Source organism: Brevundimonas sp. UBA5936, from assembly GCA_002430835.1.
Classification (GTDB): domain Bacteria; phylum Pseudomonadota; class Alphaproteobacteria; order Caulobacterales; family Caulobacteraceae; genus Brevundimonas.
Genome location: DJDA01000085.1, coordinates 13,206 through 29,005, shown reverse-complemented (window position 1 = coordinate 29,005; position 15,800 = coordinate 13,206). Strand labels below are relative to the sequence as shown.

Below are 15,800 nucleotides of genomic sequence, written 5' to 3'. Positions count from 1 at the left end.
GCAGCAGCACGCCCGCGACGGCGCAGAAGATCTTGAACGGCGTCGGCTGCAGCCGGTGCTGCAGGGCGTCGCCGATGGCCACCGCCAACCCGAAGGCGATCAGCAGCAGGACCGCAGGCCACGCCGCCAGCCCCAGCGACTGCATGATCAGATCGGCGAAGGTCGCGCCCGCGCCGCCCAGCCAGTTGGTCGGCGCCTGCGCCGATGCGGCGTTCCAGCTGGGATCGGCCGGGTTCCACGAGATCAGGGCCACCAGCAGAAGGGCGGCCAGCATGGCCTGCAGCACGCCCCTGAACCGCACGGCGAAGGGCGCCGCCCAGACGATGCGGGCGGTGCTCCAGACGCGTTGGCCGAGCGCGAAGGCGGCGGACATGAAGGCGGACCTCTGAAAACGGGACTCTGGCCCTTAGTGCCTCGCATAAGGTTAAAGCGGCATTTACCAGCCCGGTCTTTGCTGGCGGGGATGAGCCCTTATGCCCAGTGCGCCTGCGGGCTTGAGGTGGCGTGACGCGCGATAGGGGCCTAGAACGACAGCATGAGCGGATCGGACGACTACGACATCATCATCGCCGGCGCAGGGCTGGTCGGAGCGACCTTTGCGCTCGCGGCGGCGCAGGGGGGCCTGCGGCCCGTCATGGTGGACCCCCAGCCCTTCGACGCCCAGCTGGCGCCGACCTTCGACGGGCGGGCGACGGCGATCTCCTACGCCAACTTCCGCATGTTGAAGGCCCTGGGGCTGGGCGAGGCGCTGGAGCCGCACGCCTGTCGCATGGACCGCATTCTGGTGACGGACGGCCGCCGTCCCGGCGCGGCCAGCCGCAACCCTTCGGCCGCCTATATCCGCTTCGACGCGGACGAGATCGGCGACCGCAACGGCGGCGAGCCGCTGGGCTATATGGTCGAGAACCGCCGTCTGCGTTCTGCGCTGGCCGAACTGGTCGAGGCGCAAGGTCTGGAGGTCCGCGCCCCCGCCGCTGTGGCCGATGTTGCGGTCGGGCCGGGGCGGGCGACGGTGACGCTGAAGGACGGCTCCACCCTGTCGGCGCCGTTGGTCATCGGGGCCGAGGGCCGCAACTCGACCGTGCGTCGCGCGGCGGGCATCGACGTCTTCGGCTGGACCTATCAGCAGAGCGGCGTGGTCTGCACCGTCCGCATGGAAAAGCCGCACGGCAACGTCGCCCATGAGTATTTCCTGCCGGACGGCCCCTTCGCCATCCTGCCGCTGACGGAGAACCGGGCCAATCTGGTCTGGACCGAGAGCACCCGCCGGGGCGAGGCGTTGCGTTCGGCCTCGGACGAGGCCTTCCACGCCCATATGACGCGGCGGTTCGGCGACTTCCTGGGCGGGCTGACGATCGAGGGGCCGCGCTTCGTCTATCCCCTGTCGCTGCAACTGGCCGAGAGGCTGACGGCGCCGCGCATGGCCATCATCGGCGACGCCGCCCACGGGGTGCACCCGGTGGCGGGGCAGGGGCTGAACATGGGCCTGAAGGACGTCGCCGCCCTGTCCGAGGTGCTGACCGAGGCCGCGCGCATCGGCGAGGATATCGGCTCGGAGCTGGTGCTGGAGCGTTACGCTCGCTGGCGCCGGTTCGACAATGCGGCGCTGGCGGCGGGCTTCGACGGCTTCGTGCGCCTGTTCTCCAACGACATCGCCCCGGTGCGGCTGGCCCGCGATCTAGGCATGGCGGCGGTCAACCGCATCGCCCCCCTGCGCCGCGCCTTCATGCACGAGGCAGGCGGGGCGACGGGGGATCTGCCCCGCCTGCTGCGCGGCGAGAGTTTGTAAGAGGGCCTGCTCGGCTCAGTCGTGGGTGTGCAGCAGCACGTTGGCGTCGTCGCGGCGGTCGGCCTCTTCCACCGCGCAGCGCAGGGCCGAGGCCCGGTTCTGGAACAGGCCGAAGAAGAGCCCGTCCGAGGAGGTCAGGCGCCAGACGCGGCCCAGGCGGCGAATTTCGAACAGGACGGGCCGGGCCTTGGCGCGGGCGGCGGTCATGAGCGGGGCTCGGTCTGGAGCAGGCCGTCAGCCTGACGCTGAAGCTGGCGGGCGATGCGCGCGGCGGCCTCGCGGTCCTTGAAGGGGCGGGTGGCGCAGCCGTCCAGGGTGACGCACCAGCCGCCGTCGCGGGCGACGACGCCATAGGCGCGCGGGCGGTGAGGGGCGGCGGGGCGCCCGTCGGGATAGCCGTTCATCATCGCGGGCGGCTCCCGTTGCGAGGCGTGCAGCCCAGGTAGAGGGCCAGCACGGTCTGGACCATGCGCCAGACGCCGGGTTCGGGGGGGCTTGGGTGGCTCAGCGACTGGTTCAGCAGGGCGCGGCGGCTCATGAGGGGCTCCTTCATGAGACGAAGAAACACCCGACGGCCATAAGGGCGCGATGAGGAAAGCGGGGCGCCGCCTAAGCGTGACGTAAGGTTCAGTCCAGCGGGCGGGCGTCTTCGGCCAGCATGATCGGCACGCCGTCGCGGATGGGGAAGGCCAGCTTGGCGCCCGCCGAGACGAGTTCGTTGCGCTCGCGGTCATAGGTCAGGCGGCCGCGCGTGACGGGGCAGACCAGCACCTCCAGCAGGCGGGGATCGACCGAGACGGGGGTGTTGAAGGCGTCGCTCATGATTTTAAGTGCCCTATCGCTCGCCGCGCGGCGGCTCGCTGCTTGAGGGCGCTGGGCGCCCCGTTCTGTTGGTCGTGTATTTATCGCGTCGAGCTTGCTGAGACTACTGCATCGCCGGGCCGGGTTCGTCGTCGTCGGGGGCGACGGCTTCGATGCGCAGGAGGGCGGTCAGGGCCGCTTCGCGCTCGGTCAGGGTCAGGGCCTCCAGCAGGGCCTGTTTCTCGGGCGGATCAAAGGGCAGGGCCATGGCCAGGCTGTTGACCAGGGCCTCCTGCGGCGCCGCGCGGGCCGTGTCCCAGTCGATGTCCATGCCGCGTCCCGCCAGATAGGGCGCCAGGGCCGAGAGGAAGGGCTCGCGGTTGAAATCCTCGGCCGGGTCCGGAGCGCGCAGGTCCGCCTCATAGGGCAGGAAGTCGACCCGCGCCTGGCGATAGGGGGTGCGGACCTGCATCTCGGTCGCTACGGCGAAGCGGCACACTCCGGTCAGGGTGATCAGATAGCGCCCGTCCGAAGTCTCGGCGAAGCTGGTGATCCGCCCGGCGCAGCCGACGCGGGTCAGGGGCGGGCGCAGGCCCGCAGGGCCGACCGGCTGGATCAGGCCGATCATCCGGTCGCCCGCCATGGCGTCGTCCACCATGTTCAGATAGCGCGGCTCAAAGATGTTCAGCGGCAGCTGGCCCCGCGCCAGGAGGATGGAGCCCGGCAGGGGAAACACCGGGATCACCTGGGGAAGTTCGCTGGCCTTGACGTAGCCCTGAGCCATGATCGCGCCGTTAGGAGAACAGGATGGAGGACAGGCGCCGTCGCCCGTCGCGGGCGACTTCGCTGTTGGGGCCGGCGGCCTCGAACACCGTCAGCAACTGCTTGCGCGCGGCCTGGTCGTTCCACTCGCGCTCGGCCTGGACGATGGTCAGCAGGTGGTCGACCGCCCCCTTCAGATCGCCCGCCGAGGCCAGGGCCTGGGCCAGGTCGAAGCGGGCCTCGTGGTCGTTCTTGTTCGCGGCCAGCCGGGCCTCCAGCTCGGCGGTCGCGCCCGTCGGGGCGGCCGAGGCCAGCGACAGCTGGGCGCGCACGGCCTGAACCGTCGGCTCGGTGGAATCGGCCGGGGCCATGGCGATGGTCTGGGCCGCCTGTTCGGCGTCGCCCTCAGCCAGATAGACGCGGGCCATGCCGGCGATGGCCTTCTGGTTGTCCGGCTCCATCGTCAGGACGTGGGCGAAGGCCTGGGCGGCGCCGCCCAGATCGCTGAGGCCCAGCGATTCCTCGCCCAGCGACAGCAGTTGCTCGACGTCGGTGTTGACGCCTTCTCCGCCGGTCAGCTTGTCGATGAAGGCCTTGATCTGGCTGTCGGGAATGGCGCCCTGGAAGCCGTCGACCGGCTGGCCGTTGACGAAGGCGTAGACGGTCGGGATCGACTGCACCCGCAGCTGGCCCGCATAGGCCGGGTTGGCGTCGACGTCGATCTTGACCATCTTCACCGCCCCCTTGGCGGCGCGCACGGCCTTCTCCAGCGCGGGGCCGAGCGTCCGGCACGGCCCGCACCAGGTCGCCCAGAAGTCGACGATGACCGGCTGATGCTTCGAGGCCTCGATCACATCGGTCATGAAGGAGGCGTCCGTGCCGTCCTTGATCAGGTCGGGCGGGGTGGTCAGGGACGGGTCGGCGAAGGTCATGGTCGGGTCCGCATGGGGGTCGAAGGAAGGTAACGGATCAGATGGCGTCGGGATGCTTCGCCATCAAGCCGAAAGCGCGCCTTGCCGCAGGCGAAGGCGAGGAGAGCGGAAAAAACAGAGTCCAATTCGTCTGAATCGTCTGAAATCGGCGCGGTCGTCTCCTTGTCAGCCCGCGCCGTCGTCGGCGCGCTGAGGAGTATGCGGGATGGCTTGAGGACGGCCGGTCGATCCCGTCCAGCCAAGAAAAGGCCTCGAGAATTCAATGCCTCAATCAGCGTCATTGCGATGCCTGACGAGAGGCGCGGTTCAGCGTTTCCTGCGCCGCATGGCCTCTCGCACATCCGCCAGCGCCGGGCCGATCAGGAACCACGGCTCGATGCAGTAGCGCGTGAACAGCCGCTTCGGATCGGCGAACAGGCGGAACAGCCACTCGACGCCCAGCCGCCCCATCCAGCGCGGCGCGGCCTTCTGCACCCCGGCCTCATAGTCGAAGGCGGCGCCGACCGGCAGGATCGGAACCAGTGGCAAGGAGGCCAGATTGTCCGCGATCCACAGCTCCTGGCGCGGCATGCCCATGCCGACGAACAGCACGTGCGGGGCGAAGTCCTTGATCGCCGCCAGCACCGCCGTATTGCCCAACGACCCCGGCGTGGCGTCGAAATAACCGCTGAGCCCCTTCACCATCGCGCCTGGGTAGCGGGTCGTCAGTCGCCGCGCCGCCTCTTCGGCCACGCCGTCCTCGCCGCCGACATAGAGGACGCGCCAGCCCTTGCGGTCGGCCAAGCTCCAGAAATGATCGCGCCAGTCCAGATAGGTGCAGCGGTGCTGCGGCCGCGCCGGATGGCCCAGCAGGCGAGCGAAATGGATCAGCGGCGTCGAGTCCAACTCGATCAGATCGGCCGCGTCGTACAGGCGCCGCATCCCCGGCGTGCGCCGGATCAGATAGAGGCTGTGCAGATTGTGGTTGGCGACGATGCTTTGCACGCCCGCCTCCACGCTGCGTTCGACGTGCAGCAGCACCTCCTCCGGGCGCACCAGGTCGACCGGCTCGCCCAGCAGGGTGATCCGTTCTTCGGGACGGCGCGTCTGACGAAACGGCGCACGGGTTTGTCGCCGCCGGTCAGGCGGAGGGCCGGAAGGATCGAAACCGGAAGGCGCGTGGTACATGCGATCTGTCTAGCGCAGCCGTTTCAACGGCGGGTATGCGGACAGGGTTAACCGCCGCCGTTCGTTCGGTCATGTAAAAGGACGTCATCTTGCCCCTAGCCCTGTTGCTGACCGCCGCCCTGGCCGCCACGCCCGCCCAGGAGCCCCCCGTGATGGAGTTGGCCCTGACCGGCGTGGGCCGGTTCGCGATCTTCGCCGATCGAGCGTCGATCACGGCTGATGGCGACGGCGTGCGGATGCGATCGCTTCAGGTCAGTGAAGAGGACATGATGATCGGCGGCGTCGCCTATGTCGGCGGCTGGTCCTGGTGGCGGTTCGATTGCGCCGCGCGCACGGCCGACCGCCTCGACTTCGCCTCCCTGCGCGCCGATGGGACAGAAGGGCCGCGCACCGCCGAAACCGCCCCGCCCTACGCCATCGCCCCCGGCGGAGACGCGGACGAACTGGCCGCCGTCGCCTGCGGCGCAGCCCAGCCCGAGACGCTCGCTTTCAACACAGAGGACGCCGTACTCATCGGTCGAGCGCGAATGACGGCAGACTAGTCGTCTAAACGAACCGCCTGACAGCAAAACGCCCGCTCTTCGATCGAAGAGCGGGCGCCTCATGTCTTGGTCGCGAAGAGGGTTACTTACGCGACGTACGGGCCGGCTTACGACCGCCCTGGCCCAGACCCATCTGCTTGGCCAGTTCCGAACGCGCCTTGGCGTAGTTCGGGGCGACCATGGGATAGTCTTTCGGCAGACCCCACTTGGCGCGGTATTCCTCGGGGCTCATGTTGTATTTGGTGCGCAGGTGACGCTTCAGCGACTTGAACTTGCGGCCGTCTTCCAGGCAGATCAGGAAGTCAGGCGTAATCGACTTGCGAACCGGGACCGCCGGTTCCTGAGGCTCGGGCTCGGGCTCGACCGGAGCGACCGAAACGCCCGACAGCGCGGCGTGAATCTGTGCGATCAGACCCGGCACAGCGTCAGCCGAAACGGTGTTGTTGCTGACATAGGCCGACACGATGTCAGCGGTCATCTCGAGCAGTTCGGGTTTTTCTTCCATCTGCATCAGCCTCTTGCATGCCCCAATTTCAATCGACTGATCTGAATCGACCTGCCGTCGATCAGTTTCATACGTATGTTTCATGTTGAAAGCAATGCAACGCGCGTTGCTCGCTTATGAAGCGAAATCAACGCCTGAATTCAGCTCGCTCAGGAATGGCGATTTCAACGACCGAAGTTATCCGCCAAGGCGAGAGCCGCAGCACGCTCAGGCGCCGAGTATTCGTCAATCGCCTCGTCTTCTCCATCACGGATCGCGCGCAACAAGGTTGGAGTCAGGGCCGATGACAGCGACCAGTTCCAGTAACGCAGCACTGTCTGAGCGCGATCGACCGCCAACATTTCATAGGTCAGCTGAACTCGTTCCCAGTCGGGATGCACCGCGCCGTCAGCGGTCGTCTCGGGTCGCCGCATGGATCGCCACAGAGCCCGAAGATTTGGCCGCGTCAGCCCCGTCGCCTTGCACAGTATAGCCACGGGCTCTCCGCCTGGATCGCCCATGATCTTGGCGGCCGTCAGCGGTTTGACGCCGGACAGATAGCCGATCTCACTGACCAGTTCGCGCGACAGACCCTGTGTCGCGGCGGCCATGACGGCGGCTTCAAGATCAGCAAAGGGGCTCTTCTCGATCGCTGCGCGGTTTCTCTGGCGCCGCTCGATGAACTGAAGGGCCTTGCGCGCCACAGGGTCGTCCCATCCCTCGGCCGCCGCCAGGGCGAAGACGTCCTCGACGCTGGTCTGCATCACTTCGCGCGAGACGGCGAAGCGCTGCAGGATGAGGCGTCGGTCGTCCGGCCCGCACCACCAGAACATGACATAGGCGCCGGAGGGCCTCATCTCGGGCCGCTTCAGCAGGGCGGCGCACAGGTCGCGCGACGAACGGCTGAGGGCGATCACGCCCTCGAGGCTGGTCTGGGTCAGACGTGCGGAAGGGTTGGCCAGAACAAGGGCGATGACCGCCTCCTCGCCCCAGCTCAGAAGGGTGTCCGTCACGGCCTCGGACAGGTCGCGCCGCGTCGCCATCATCAAGCGATGCTGGGTCGTGGCGTCTCGCGCGCAGCCGATCAGATCCGCATCCGACAAGGCGGCGCAGTCTTCCAGCAAGGGCGCGGCCACCTGAGGCTCGTCACGAATGAGCAGGCGCTTCAACGCATCGGGCAGTTCGCCCAGGGGCGCCAGGCGCAGGGACACCCGGCGGCGTTCCTCCAGCGGCGCCGGGCGCAGGACATCGACCAGCAAGTCGCCGGCCACCGCCCGCTCGAACGCATTGATCCGGCTGGCCGGCAGGCTGACGACATCGGCCAGTCGACGCAACAGCACCTGCCGCGCCGTGCGGCTGCGCGGCGCGCGCGCCTCTTCCAAACTGGCCTGGATCTCGCCCATGCCCGCAGACTAGACGCCAGCGGTTAACCAGCAGTGCAGTTGCGGCCGGACGCGGCGTTACAGCCCTTCGAACAGGGCCGTCGACAGATAGCGCTCGGCAAAGCTGGGGATGATGGCCACGATGGTCTGGCCCGCATACTCATCCTGGGCCGCCAGGCGGAAGGCCGCCGTCAGGGCCGCGCCCGAACTGATGCCGACCGGGATGCCTTCCTCGCGCGCGGCGCGGCGGGCCATGTCGAAGGCGTCCTCGTTCGTGACCTGCTCCACGCCGTCGATCACCGCGCGATCGACCACGGCGGGGATGAAGCCGGCGCCGATGCCCTGGATCTTGTGCGGGCCGGGGGCGCCGCCCGACAGCACGGGCGAGGCTGTCGGCTCGACCGCGATCATCTTCACCGAGGGCTTCTTCGCCTTCAGCGCGTGGCCGACGCCGGTGATCGTGCCGCCGGTGCCGACGCCGGACACGACCACGTCCACGGCCCCGGCCGTGTCGTTCCAGATTTCTTCGGCCGTCGTGGCTTCATGGATGGCGGGGTTGGCCAGGTTTTCGAACTGGGCCGGGCTGACCGAACCGGGGATTTCCGTCAGCAGTTCCTCGGCGCGGGCGATGGCGCCCTTCATGCCCTTTTCGGCAGGCGTCAGCTCCAGCTGCGCGCCCAGCAGGGCCAGCATCTTGCGCCGCTCGATCGACATGCTCTCGGGCATGACCAGGATCAGCTTGTAACCCTTGGACGCCGCGACGAAGGCCAGGGCGATGCCGGTGTTGCCGCTGGTCGGCTCGATCAGGGTGGCGCCCGGCTTGATCTTGCCCAGTTGCTCCAGCGCCTCGACCATGGCCACGCCGATGCGGTCCTTGACCGAGGCGATCGGATTGAAGAACTCCAGCTTGGCCAGAACCGTGGCCTTGGGCTGAAGCGCCGCCGTCAGATTGGGCAACCGCACCAGGGGGGTGTCGCCGATGGTGTCGACGATGCTGTCATAGACCCGGCCCCGGCCGGCCTTCTTGTGGCGGCTGGCGTCATAGGCGGCTTGAGAAGCGTCGGACATGGGAAGGTCTCCGTGCGGCGGTGTCGGCTCAACAGATAGGCCTTATACGCCGCGAACAAAGCAGACCCGCGCAGGAATTCTGACGCAGGCTTTAGATGATCTCATCGCGCCAGGGCGCGGCGGGCGGGATCGAAGGGCAGGACTTCGCGGATCGAGATCAGGGTCTTGAACGCCCGCACGCGCGCGTCGTCGTTCAGCATCTCGCGGGTGAAGACCTCATAGGCCTCCATCGTCGGCACCACGACATAGAGGATCAGGTCGGTGTCGCCCGTCACATACCAGGCGGCCTGAACTTCCGGTCGGGCGGTCAGCTTATCGATCAGGGCGTCCAGAACGGCGGTGCCTTCGCGCTCCATCTCGACCAGGACGTGCATCGTCAGGGCGCGCGCCAGCCGGGCGGGATCGACCACGGAGACATCGGCGATGATGACCCCTTCGTCGCGCAGGCGCCGCAACCGCCGCGACACCGCCGATTCCGACAGACCGACCTTTTCCGCCAGCACGCGCGCGGGCTGAAGATTGTCACGACGGACCAGGGCCAGCAGTCGGCGATCGAAGGAATCGAGATCGATGTTTTCTTGCATATGATGCAAACATACGCCTGTTTCTTGCATCATGGCAGGTGAAATCAGCGAGAAACACAGACGGGTTTTGGCTAGGTTCCGCGCCATGTCCTCCCTGACGCTCGCCCTTCGCACGCCGCGCATCGCGGCCATTTTGCCCTACCTCGCCCTGATCGGCGGGATGGTGTCCCTTTCGGCCGGCACCTCCTTCGCCAAGACCCTGTACCCCATGGTCGGACCGGCCGGGACGGCGGCCCTGCGCGTGGGGCTGTCGGCCCTGTTCCTTCTGCTGGTCTTCCGGCCCTGGCGCAGCGCCTTCACCCGCAGCGACCTGCGCGCCCTGGCCATCTACGGCGCGGTCATGGGATTGATGAACCTCAGCTTCTACATGGCGCTGAACACCATTCCGCTGGGCGTCGCGCTGGCGATCGAGTTCATGGGGCCGCTGTCGGTCGCCCTGTTCAACTCGCGCCGCCTGATCCACTTCGCCTGGGTCGGCCTGGCGATCCTGGGTCTGGGCCTGCTCTTGCCGCTGGACGGCGGCGTGGCGACGCTGGACCCGGTCGGCTGCGCCTATGCGGCGGCGGCCGCGGTGTTCTGGGCGGGCTACATCGTCTTCGGCAAGCGCGTCAGCCATTTGCCCAGCGGCGCGACGGTCGCCATCGGCATGTCGGTGGCGGCCATGACGGTCGTGCCGTTCGGCATCGCCGGCGCGGGCCTGGCCTTGCTCGACCCGAAGATCCTGGTCCTGGGCCTGGTGGTCGCCCTGGTGTCCAGCGCCCTGCCCTATACGCTGGACATGATCGCCCTGCGCCACATTCCCAAGCGCACCTTCGGCGTGGCGGTCAGCGGCGATCCAGCCATCGGCGCCCTGGCCGGCCTGTTCGTCCTGGGCGAACACCTCAGCACCCTGCAATGGCTGGCCATCGCCGCCATCATCACCGCCTCGGTCGGCGCCGTGCTGACCTCGCCCTCCGATGAGGCGCAGCCGCTGCAGGATCCAGCCGCTCCGGCCTGACCACAGGCGCGTTTCGATGAAGTTCCTGTTGTCCCGGCTGCAACGGCCGATCCCGAACCTGATCGCCTGCCTGGTGTTCGGCGCCGTGCTGACCCTGCTGATGCGAGCGGCGGTGAAGCTGCTGTTCTAACCCCTAGAACTCGGTCCATTCCTCCACCGCCGGACCGTTGACCACGGCGCGCAGGCGGGCGCGCTGCGCCTCCAGCGCCGGCGGCGGGCCCCCGCGCTTCGCCAGTTCACGCACCACGCCGTCGTCGGCGCCCGTGCGGAAGCGGCCGACCAGTTCAGCCAGATGTTCGGCCTCGGTCTTCAGATTGGCGGCCGCCGCCGTCGTCTGCTCGACCATGGCGGCGTTCTGCTGGGTGACCTGATCCATCTGGTTCACCGCCTGATTGACCTGGCCTAGGCCCGAGGCCTGTTCCTGGGCCGAGGCGGCGATTTCGGCGACCAGGCTGTCCATCTCATTGACCTGTCCGGCGATCAGCTCCAGGGCGCGGCCGGTCTCGGCGACCAACTCCACGCCCTGCGCCACCTCGGCGCCCGAGGCGGCGATCAGCGTCTTGATCTCCTTGGCGGCCTCAGCCGAACGCTGGGCCAGGGCGCGAACCTCGGAGGCGACCACGGCGAAGCCGCGCCCGCTGTCGCCCGCCCGCGCCGCCTCGACCCCGGCGTTCAGCGCCAGCAGGTTGGTCTGGAAGGCGATCTCGTCGATCACCCCGACGATGTCGCTGATCTCGGTCGAACGGCGGCTGATGCCGTCCATGGCGGCGACCGCGCGGCGCATCACCTCGCCCGAACGGCCTGCTTCGGTATGGGCCTTTGACGCGACCGACGCCGCCTGGCGGGCGCCCTCGGCGCTGCGCTGAACGGTGGCCGTGATCTGATCCAACGCCGCCGCCGTTTCTTCCAGCGACGCCGCCTGTTGCTCCGTGCGGCGCGACAGGTCGTCGGACGCCTGGCTGATCTCGTCCGAGCCGCCGCGCAGCGCCGTCACCGCCGCCAGCACCTGCTCCAACGCCGTCCTGAGACTGGCCACCGCGCCGTTGAAATCCGCCTTTACCGCCTGATGGGCGCCCTCCATCTCCTGTTCGATGGCGGCCCTCAGATCGCCGTCCGACAGGCGTGAAAGCTGTTCGGCCAGAGCGCCGACCAGCCGGGCCTGCGCCGCCTCGGCCGCCATGCGCGCCTGCTCCGCCCGCTGCGACGCCTGTTCGGCCTCAGTGATGTCGACGGCCAGCTTGATCACCTTCAGCGGCCGCCCCGTCTCGTCCAGCACCGGGTTATAGGAGGCTTCCAGCCAGACCTCGCGCCCGCCCTTGGCCATGCGGCGGAACTTGCGGGCGACGAAGCGGCCCTCGTTCAACTCGCGCCAGAAGGCGGCGTAGTCGGACGTCGCCGCCTCGGCCGGGTCCATGAACATGCGGTGATGCTGGCCCCGGATCTCGTCCATGCCGTAGCCCATAGTCTGCAGCAGATTGTCGTTGGCGTCCCGGATCGTGCCGTCCAGGTCGAACTCGATCACCGCCTGGGACCGTCCGATCGCCGCCATGCGGCGGTCCAGCTCCTCGAGCCGCTCTCGATCCGCAGTCTGTTTTAACCGACGACTTCCATTGAACATCCGAACCGCTCCCCTTCAGAATAACGGCGATGGATTAGATAGCCTGTCGATAACAACGGCGCTTCAAAGGTTTCATCTTTATTACTTGCAATCATAAGTTGAATAATTCTGCCAGACTTCATCGCCTGTTAACCATGATCGAGCATGTTTGCGGGGAACGGCTGCGCCTCTTGCGGCCCAGGGGCCTTCTTTGCGCAATCTCGTCGCCGCCGTCGAAGCGATCGACCCGCTGGTCGTCACCGGCAAGGTGGCGGGCGTCAGCGGTCTGCTGATCGAGTCGCGCGGCGGCCTGTCGCGACTGGCCGTCGGCGCCCGCGCCGAGATCGAACGGCGCGGCCAGCCCCCCCTGCCCGCCGAGGTCGTCGGTTTTCGCGAGGCCAAGGCCCTGCTGATGCCCTTCGGCCCGGTCGAGGGCGTGGCGCCGGGCGCCGACATCAAGATCGTCAACGCCGCCGCGAGCGTGCGCCCGACGACGGCCTGGCTGGGCCGGATCATCGATTCCTTCGGCGAGCCGATCGACGGCCTGGGGCCGCTGACGCCCGGCCTCGTCCCCTACCCCTTGCGCGCCCCGCCGCCGCCCGCCCATTCGCGCGGCCGGGTGGGCGAGCGGCTGGATCTGGGCGTGCGGGCGATGGACGTCTTCACCACCACCAGCCGGGGCCAGCGTCTGGGCATCTTCGCCGGTTCGGGCGTCGGCAAGTCGGTGCTGCTGTCCATGCTGGCGCGTCAGGCGACCTGCGACGTCGTGGTGGTCGGCCTGATCGGCGAACGGGGCCGCGAGGTCCGCGAATTCATCGAGGAAACGCTCGGCGAAGAGGGGCTGAAGCGCGCCGTCGTCGTGGTCGCCACCAGTGACGAGCCGGCGCTGAAACGGCGTCAGGCGGCCTATATGACCATGGCCGTGGCCGAGTTCTTCCGCGATCAGGGGCTGGAGGTGCTGTGCCTGATGGACAGCGTCACCCGCTTCGCCATGGCCCAGCGCGAGATCGGCCTGGCGGCGGGCGAACCGCCGACGACCAAGGGCTACACCCCCACCGTCTTCACCGAACTGCCCAAGCTGCTGGAACGCGCCGGGCCGGGGCCGATCCGCCCGGACGGGACCGAGGCGGGACCGATCACCGCCCTGTTCACCGTGCTGGTGGACGGCGGCGACCATGATGAGCCGATCGCCGACGCCGTGCGCGGCATCTTGGACGGTCACATCGTCATGGACCGCAAGATCGCCGAGCGCGGCCGCTTCCCCGCCATCGACGTGCTGAAGTCCGTCAGCCGCACCATGCCCGGCAACCAGTCGCCGCCCGAGCGCGAACTGAACCGCCGCGCGCGCCAGTGCCTGAGCGCCTATTCCAACATGGAAGAACTGATCCGCATCGGCGCCTATCGCACCGGGGCTGACCCCATCGTCGACCGCGCCATAGCCCTGAATCCGGCCCTGGAAGGCTTTTTGACCCAGGACAAGGACGACGTGACGCGCCTGGCCGACAGTTTCGACAGACTTGAAACCATCCTGAACCAAGGCATGGTGGACCAATGATCGCGGGAGACGACGCATGACGGCCTGGGCCCAATCCCTGATCCGCATCTCCAACTATGAGGTCGAGACGCTGCAGAAGCGGCTGGCCGAGATCAGCGCCCGCAAGGCCGAGGCCGAGATGCGCGTCGCCGTGCTGGACGCCGAGGCCGAGGTCGAGCGTGAGAATGCGCGCCATGACCCGTCCTCCGGCATGATGCTGCAGGCCTATCTGGCCGGCTGGAAGCAGCGCCGCGCCGACGCCGAGGCCGAGGTCGCCGCCGTCGCCGCCGAAGAGGAAGGCGCCCGCGACGCCCTGACCGGCGCCTTCGAGGAGCTGAAGAAGTTCGAGCATGTCGCCGAGACCACCCGGCTGAACAAGCTGACGGCCGCCGCCAAGCGCGAGGCCGCCGCCTATGACGAAATGGGCCTGCGCCGCCGCGCCGAGGGCTAGACGTGATCGACCGTCGCGCCCTGCTGGCCTCGACTCTCGCGCTTGCGTCCTGCGGCGCGGGCGAGGCGCCCGCCACGCCGCCGACCGGCCCCATCCGTCCGCTGAAAGCCGTCGCCCCCTTCCCGGTCGGCACTGTCGCCATGTCGGGCCAGTTGTCGGATCAGGACTGGTTCCGGCTGGTCTCCACCCACTTCTCCCAACTCACGCCCGAGTGGGAGATGAAGATGGAGTACATCCTCCAAGAGGACGGCTCCCTGCGCTTCGACGCGCCGGACCGCATCGCCTATTTCGCGCGTGATCTGGGCATCCGCCTCTTCGGCCACGCCCTGATCTGGTATGCGCAGGACCACCCTTGGTTCACCGCCATCGTCAATGACCGACCGCGCTTCATCGCCGAGCATGACCGCTACATCGCCGAGGTCGCCGGACGCTGGCGCAGCCAGATCATCGGCTGGGACGTAGTCAACGAGCCGGTCGAGGATGACGGCAGCGGCTATCGCGACTGCGTCTGGAGCCGGGGCCTGGGCGGCATCGACGCCTATATCATCCGCGCCTTCGAACAGGCCCGCATCGCCGCGCCCGAGGCGACCCTGTTCCTGAACGACTACAATCTGGAGAACACGCCCAAGAAGGGCGCGACCTTCCTGCGTCTGGTCGAGCGGTTGCTGAAGGCGGGCGCCCCGGTGCAGGGCATCGGCATCCAGTCCCACCTCGACATCGAAATCCCCAAGGGCCAGATCGCGGGCTTCATGAACGAGGCCCGTCAGTTCGGCCTTCCCATCCATGTCTCCGAACTGGACGCCTCGCTGACACGCGGCGGCCGCCTGCCCGACCTACGCCCTCGCGCACAGCGGCGCGAGCAGCAGACGGCGCGCGTGGCGGAACTGGCCGGGGCCTTCATGGACCTGCCGCCCGCCCAGCGGTTCGCCTTCACCGTCTGGGGGGTGCGCGACAGCGATTCCTGGCTGCGGCGCGGCAAGAACGACGACGGCCAGGACAGCCCTCTGCTGTTCAATGACGAGGGACGACCCAACCCGCTGTTCGGCGTGCTGTCCGGCGCATTCGGCGCCTGAAGACGGTCAGCGGCAAGAAAAAGGGGGGCGAGACCCAAGTCCCGCACCCCCTATCGTCTCGACCGGCGAACAGTCCGCCTCAAGAAGAAGGCGTCGCCTACAGGCTGATCGGGTTGATCACCCGGACCGGCTGGCCCGCTTCCAGGCCCAGTTCGGCGTAGGTCCAGCTGACCGTCACGCCTTCGGGCACGAGGGCGCGGCACATATCAGGCGTACGGCGCACCAGCGTCAGCTCGGCCGGATCAGCGTCCTTGATCCGCACTTCGAAGCTCGACGCTTCGGTGCAGCCGTTGGACCCGACGACGACGTTCAGACGCTGGCCGTCGAAGTCGACGCGGCGCACCGCCTCCACGGCTTCGGCCTTGACCATATCGCGATCCGTGATGACCGAGACCTTCTCGCCGCCCTCATTGGAATAGATGACGCAACCGCCCAGCAGGGGCAGCAGGGCGACGACGGCCAGCAGAGCGCCGCGCATCAGGCGCCTTCCGCCGGCGGCGTATGAATGACGCGCGTGGTCGGCTTCTCTGTGGCGATGATGATGCAGCCCGACAGAGCCGGTGCGGCGACGGCCGCCAAGGCCAGGGCGATGATGATGCGGCGCATGAGAGGCGTCCCTTTTTTAACTTGGCCGGAC

General features: G+C 68.1%; 21 protein-coding genes. 6 read left to right on the top strand and 15 right to left on the bottom strand.

Translation table 11 applies throughout. The features are described from left to right. On the bottom strand, positions 1-373 hold a 373-nt coding region (locus B2Y21_RS08090; RefSeq protein WP_292058748.1), incomplete at its 3' end, for a DNA translocase FtsK 4TM domain-containing protein. A 162-nt stretch (positions 374-535) separates the two neighbouring features. On the opposite strand from B2Y21_RS08090, the gene B2Y21_RS08085 reads away from it, so the two are divergent. Then, positions 536-1,789, top strand: a complete 1,254-nt coding sequence (locus B2Y21_RS08085; RefSeq protein WP_292058747.1) for a UbiH/UbiF/VisC/COQ6 family ubiquinone biosynthesis hydroxylase — start codon at positions 536-538, stop codon at positions 1,787-1,789. 15 nt (positions 1,790-1,804) lie between these two features. Here B2Y21_RS08085 and B2Y21_RS08080 read toward each other — a convergent pair whose 3' ends face one another. The 7 genes from B2Y21_RS08080 to B2Y21_RS08050 all read right to left on the bottom strand — a co-directional run bounded on the left by B2Y21_RS08080 (position 1,805) and on the right by B2Y21_RS08050 (position 5,451). Then, positions 1,805-1,996: a hypothetical protein gene (locus B2Y21_RS08080; protein WP_292058746.1), complete on the bottom strand. Its 192-nt coding sequence runs from the start codon at positions 1,994-1,996 to the stop codon at positions 1,805-1,807. Continuing rightward, a complete protein-coding gene (locus tag B2Y21_RS08075) occupies positions 1,993-2,196 on the bottom strand; it encodes a hypothetical protein (protein ID WP_292058745.1) in 204 nt (67 codons plus the stop codon). Before B2Y21_RS08075 ends, B2Y21_RS08080 begins: the two co-directional genes overlap by 4 nt. Next, positions 2,193-2,327, bottom strand: a complete 135-nt coding sequence (locus B2Y21_RS08070; protein WP_292058744.1) for a hypothetical protein — start codon at positions 2,325-2,327, stop codon at positions 2,193-2,195. Before B2Y21_RS08070 ends, B2Y21_RS08075 begins: the two co-directional genes overlap by 4 nt. An 89-nt stretch (positions 2,328-2,416) precedes the next feature. After that, positions 2,417-2,611 carry a Trm112 family protein gene (locus tag B2Y21_RS08065; RefSeq protein WP_003166576.1) on the bottom strand — a complete coding sequence of 65 codons (195 nt, stop codon included), beginning with the start codon at positions 2,609-2,611 and terminating at the stop codon, positions 2,417-2,419. A gap of 103 nt (positions 2,612-2,714) precedes the next feature. Further along, complete coding sequence (locus tag B2Y21_RS08060) at positions 2,715-3,374, bottom strand: LON peptidase substrate-binding domain-containing protein (RefSeq protein ID WP_138142228.1); 660 nt, start codon at positions 3,372-3,374, stop codon at positions 2,715-2,717. Between the two features lie 10 nt (positions 3,375-3,384). Beyond that, positions 3,385-4,284, bottom strand: a complete 900-nt coding sequence (gene trxA / locus B2Y21_RS08055) for a thioredoxin (RefSeq protein WP_200167259.1) — start codon at positions 4,282-4,284, stop codon at positions 3,385-3,387. 306 nt (positions 4,285-4,590) lie between these two features. After that, complete coding sequence (locus B2Y21_RS08050; protein WP_292058743.1) at positions 4,591-5,451, bottom strand: WecB/TagA/CpsF family glycosyltransferase; 861 nt, start codon at positions 5,449-5,451, stop codon at positions 4,591-4,593. Positions 5,452-5,540: 89 nt separating this feature from the next. Here B2Y21_RS08050 and B2Y21_RS08045 point away from each other — a divergent pair, with 89 nt between their 5' ends. Beyond that, on the top strand, positions 5,541-5,993 hold the full coding sequence (locus B2Y21_RS08045; RefSeq protein ID WP_292058742.1) for a surface-adhesin E family protein: 453 nt from the start codon (positions 5,541-5,543) through the stop codon (positions 5,991-5,993). Positions 5,994-6,075: 82 nt separating this feature from the next. On the opposite strand, the gene B2Y21_RS08040 is transcribed toward B2Y21_RS08045, so the two are convergent. From B2Y21_RS08040 to B2Y21_RS08025, 4 genes are all read right to left on the bottom strand, one after another. Continuing rightward, entirely contained in the window at positions 6,076-6,498 is a 423-nt protein-coding gene (locus tag B2Y21_RS08040; protein WP_087141050.1) for a MucR family transcriptional regulator, read from the bottom strand. Positions 6,499-6,662: 164 nt separating this feature from the next. Further along, positions 6,663-7,880 (bottom strand): DUF2336 domain-containing protein, encoded by a 1,218-nt coding sequence (locus B2Y21_RS08035; RefSeq protein WP_292058741.1) that lies wholly within the window; start codon positions 7,878-7,880, stop codon positions 6,663-6,665. 57 nt (positions 7,881-7,937) lie between these two features. Then, a complete protein-coding gene (gene cysK / locus B2Y21_RS08030; protein WP_292058740.1) occupies positions 7,938-8,927 on the bottom strand; it encodes a cysteine synthase A in 990 nt (329 codons plus the stop codon). Between the two features lie 101 nt (positions 8,928-9,028). Next, entirely contained in the window at positions 9,029-9,511 is a 483-nt protein-coding gene (locus B2Y21_RS08025) for an Lrp/AsnC family transcriptional regulator (RefSeq protein ID WP_292058739.1), read from the bottom strand. 85 nt (positions 9,512-9,596) lie between these two features. Here B2Y21_RS08025 and B2Y21_RS08020 point away from each other — a divergent pair, with 85 nt between their 5' ends. Next, the gene (locus B2Y21_RS08020; protein WP_292058737.1) at positions 9,597-10,508 is read left to right on the top strand and encodes an EamA family transporter; all 912 of its coding nucleotides are present in this window, start codon (positions 9,597-9,599) and stop codon (positions 10,506-10,508) included. 133 nt (positions 10,509-10,641) lie between these two features. Here B2Y21_RS08020 and B2Y21_RS08015 read toward each other — a convergent pair whose 3' ends face one another. After that, positions 10,642-12,126 carry a methyl-accepting chemotaxis protein gene (locus B2Y21_RS08015; protein ID WP_292058735.1) on the bottom strand — a complete coding sequence of 495 codons (1,485 nt, stop codon included), beginning with the start codon at positions 12,124-12,126 and terminating at the stop codon, positions 10,642-10,644. A gap of 190 nt (positions 12,127-12,316) precedes the next feature. On the opposite strand from B2Y21_RS08015, the gene fliI reads away from it, so the two are divergent. The 3 genes from fliI to B2Y21_RS08000 are packed head-to-tail and all read left to right on the top strand — an operon-like array spanning position 12,317 to position 15,163. Beyond that, positions 12,317-13,660: a flagellar protein export ATPase FliI gene (gene fliI, locus B2Y21_RS08010; RefSeq protein ID WP_292058732.1), complete on the top strand. Its 1,344-nt coding sequence runs from the start codon at positions 12,317-12,319 to the stop codon at positions 13,658-13,660. A 16-nt stretch (positions 13,661-13,676) separates the two neighbouring features. Continuing rightward, complete coding sequence (locus B2Y21_RS08005; RefSeq protein WP_292058730.1) at positions 13,677-14,090, top strand: flagellar FliJ family protein; 414 nt, start codon at positions 13,677-13,679, stop codon at positions 14,088-14,090. Positions 14,091-14,092: 2 nt separating this feature from the next. After that, positions 14,093-15,163, top strand: a complete 1,071-nt coding sequence (locus B2Y21_RS08000) for an endo-1,4-beta-xylanase (RefSeq protein WP_292058728.1) — start codon at positions 14,093-14,095, stop codon at positions 15,161-15,163. Between the two features lie 97 nt (positions 15,164-15,260). On the opposite strand, the gene B2Y21_RS07995 is transcribed toward B2Y21_RS08000, so the two are convergent. Further along, complete coding sequence (locus B2Y21_RS07995) at positions 15,261-15,641, bottom strand: hypothetical protein (protein ID WP_292058726.1); 381 nt, start codon at positions 15,639-15,641, stop codon at positions 15,261-15,263. Next, positions 15,641-15,769 carry a hypothetical protein gene (locus B2Y21_RS07990; protein ID WP_003163590.1) on the bottom strand — a complete coding sequence of 43 codons (129 nt, stop codon included), beginning with the start codon at positions 15,767-15,769 and terminating at the stop codon, positions 15,641-15,643. The genes B2Y21_RS07995 and B2Y21_RS07990 overlap by 1 nt, the downstream gene beginning before the upstream one ends. Positions 15,770-15,800: the final 31 nt, after the last annotated feature.

What these genes read in the sequence shown, in the direction of transcription:
- B2Y21_RS08080 (WP_292058746.1), bottom strand. Translation starts at nt 1,996, where the DNA reads ATGACCGCCGCCCGCGCCAAGGCCCGGCCCGTCCTGTTCGAAATTCGC.
- B2Y21_RS08050 (WP_292058743.1), bottom strand. Translation starts at nt 5,451, where the DNA reads ATGTACCACGCGCCTTCCGGTTTCGATCCTTCCGGCCCTCCGCCTGAC.
- cysK (WP_292058740.1), bottom strand. Translation starts at nt 8,927, where the DNA reads ATGTCCGACGCTTCTCAAGCCGCCTATGACGCCAGCCGCCACAAGAAG.
- trxA (WP_200167259.1), bottom strand. Translation starts at nt 4,284, where the DNA reads ATGACCTTCGCCGACCCGTCCCTGACCACCCCGCCCGACCTGATCAAG.
- B2Y21_RS08070 (WP_292058744.1), bottom strand. Translation starts at nt 2,327, where the DNA reads ATGAGCCGCCGCGCCCTGCTGAACCAGTCGCTGAGCCACCCAAGCCCC.
- B2Y21_RS08075 (WP_292058745.1), bottom strand. Translation starts at nt 2,196, where the DNA reads ATGATGAACGGCTATCCCGACGGGCGCCCCGCCGCCCCTCACCGCCCG.
- B2Y21_RS08015 (WP_292058735.1), bottom strand. Translation starts at nt 12,126, where the DNA reads ATGTTCAATGGAAGTCGTCGGTTAAAACAGACTGCGGATCGAGAGCGG.
- B2Y21_RS08065 (WP_003166576.1), bottom strand. Translation starts at nt 2,611, where the DNA reads ATGAGCGACGCCTTCAACACCCCCGTCTCGGTCGATCCCCGCCTGCTG.
- B2Y21_RS08020 (WP_292058737.1), top strand. Translation starts at nt 9,597, where the DNA reads ATGTCCTCCCTGACGCTCGCCCTTCGCACGCCGCGCATCGCGGCCATT.
- B2Y21_RS08085 (WP_292058747.1), top strand. Translation starts at nt 536, where the DNA reads ATGAGCGGATCGGACGACTACGACATCATCATCGCCGGCGCAGGGCTG.
- B2Y21_RS08060 (WP_138142228.1), bottom strand. Translation starts at nt 3,374, where the DNA reads ATGGCTCAGGGCTACGTCAAGGCCAGCGAACTTCCCCAGGTGATCCCG.
- B2Y21_RS08005 (WP_292058730.1), top strand. Translation starts at nt 13,677, where the DNA reads ATGACGGCCTGGGCCCAATCCCTGATCCGCATCTCCAACTATGAGGTC.
- B2Y21_RS07990 (WP_003163590.1), bottom strand. Translation starts at nt 15,769, where the DNA reads ATGCGCCGCATCATCATCGCCCTGGCCTTGGCGGCCGTCGCCGCACCG.
- B2Y21_RS08025 (WP_292058739.1), bottom strand. Translation starts at nt 9,511, where the DNA reads ATGCAAGAAAACATCGATCTCGATTCCTTCGATCGCCGACTGCTGGCC.
- B2Y21_RS08040 (WP_087141050.1), bottom strand. Translation starts at nt 6,498, where the DNA reads ATGGAAGAAAAACCCGAACTGCTCGAGATGACCGCTGACATCGTGTCG.
- B2Y21_RS08035 (WP_292058741.1), bottom strand. Translation starts at nt 7,880, where the DNA reads ATGGGCGAGATCCAGGCCAGTTTGGAAGAGGCGCGCGCGCCGCGCAGC.
- B2Y21_RS07995 (WP_292058726.1), bottom strand. Translation starts at nt 15,641, where the DNA reads ATGCGCGGCGCTCTGCTGGCCGTCGTCGCCCTGCTGCCCCTGCTGGGC.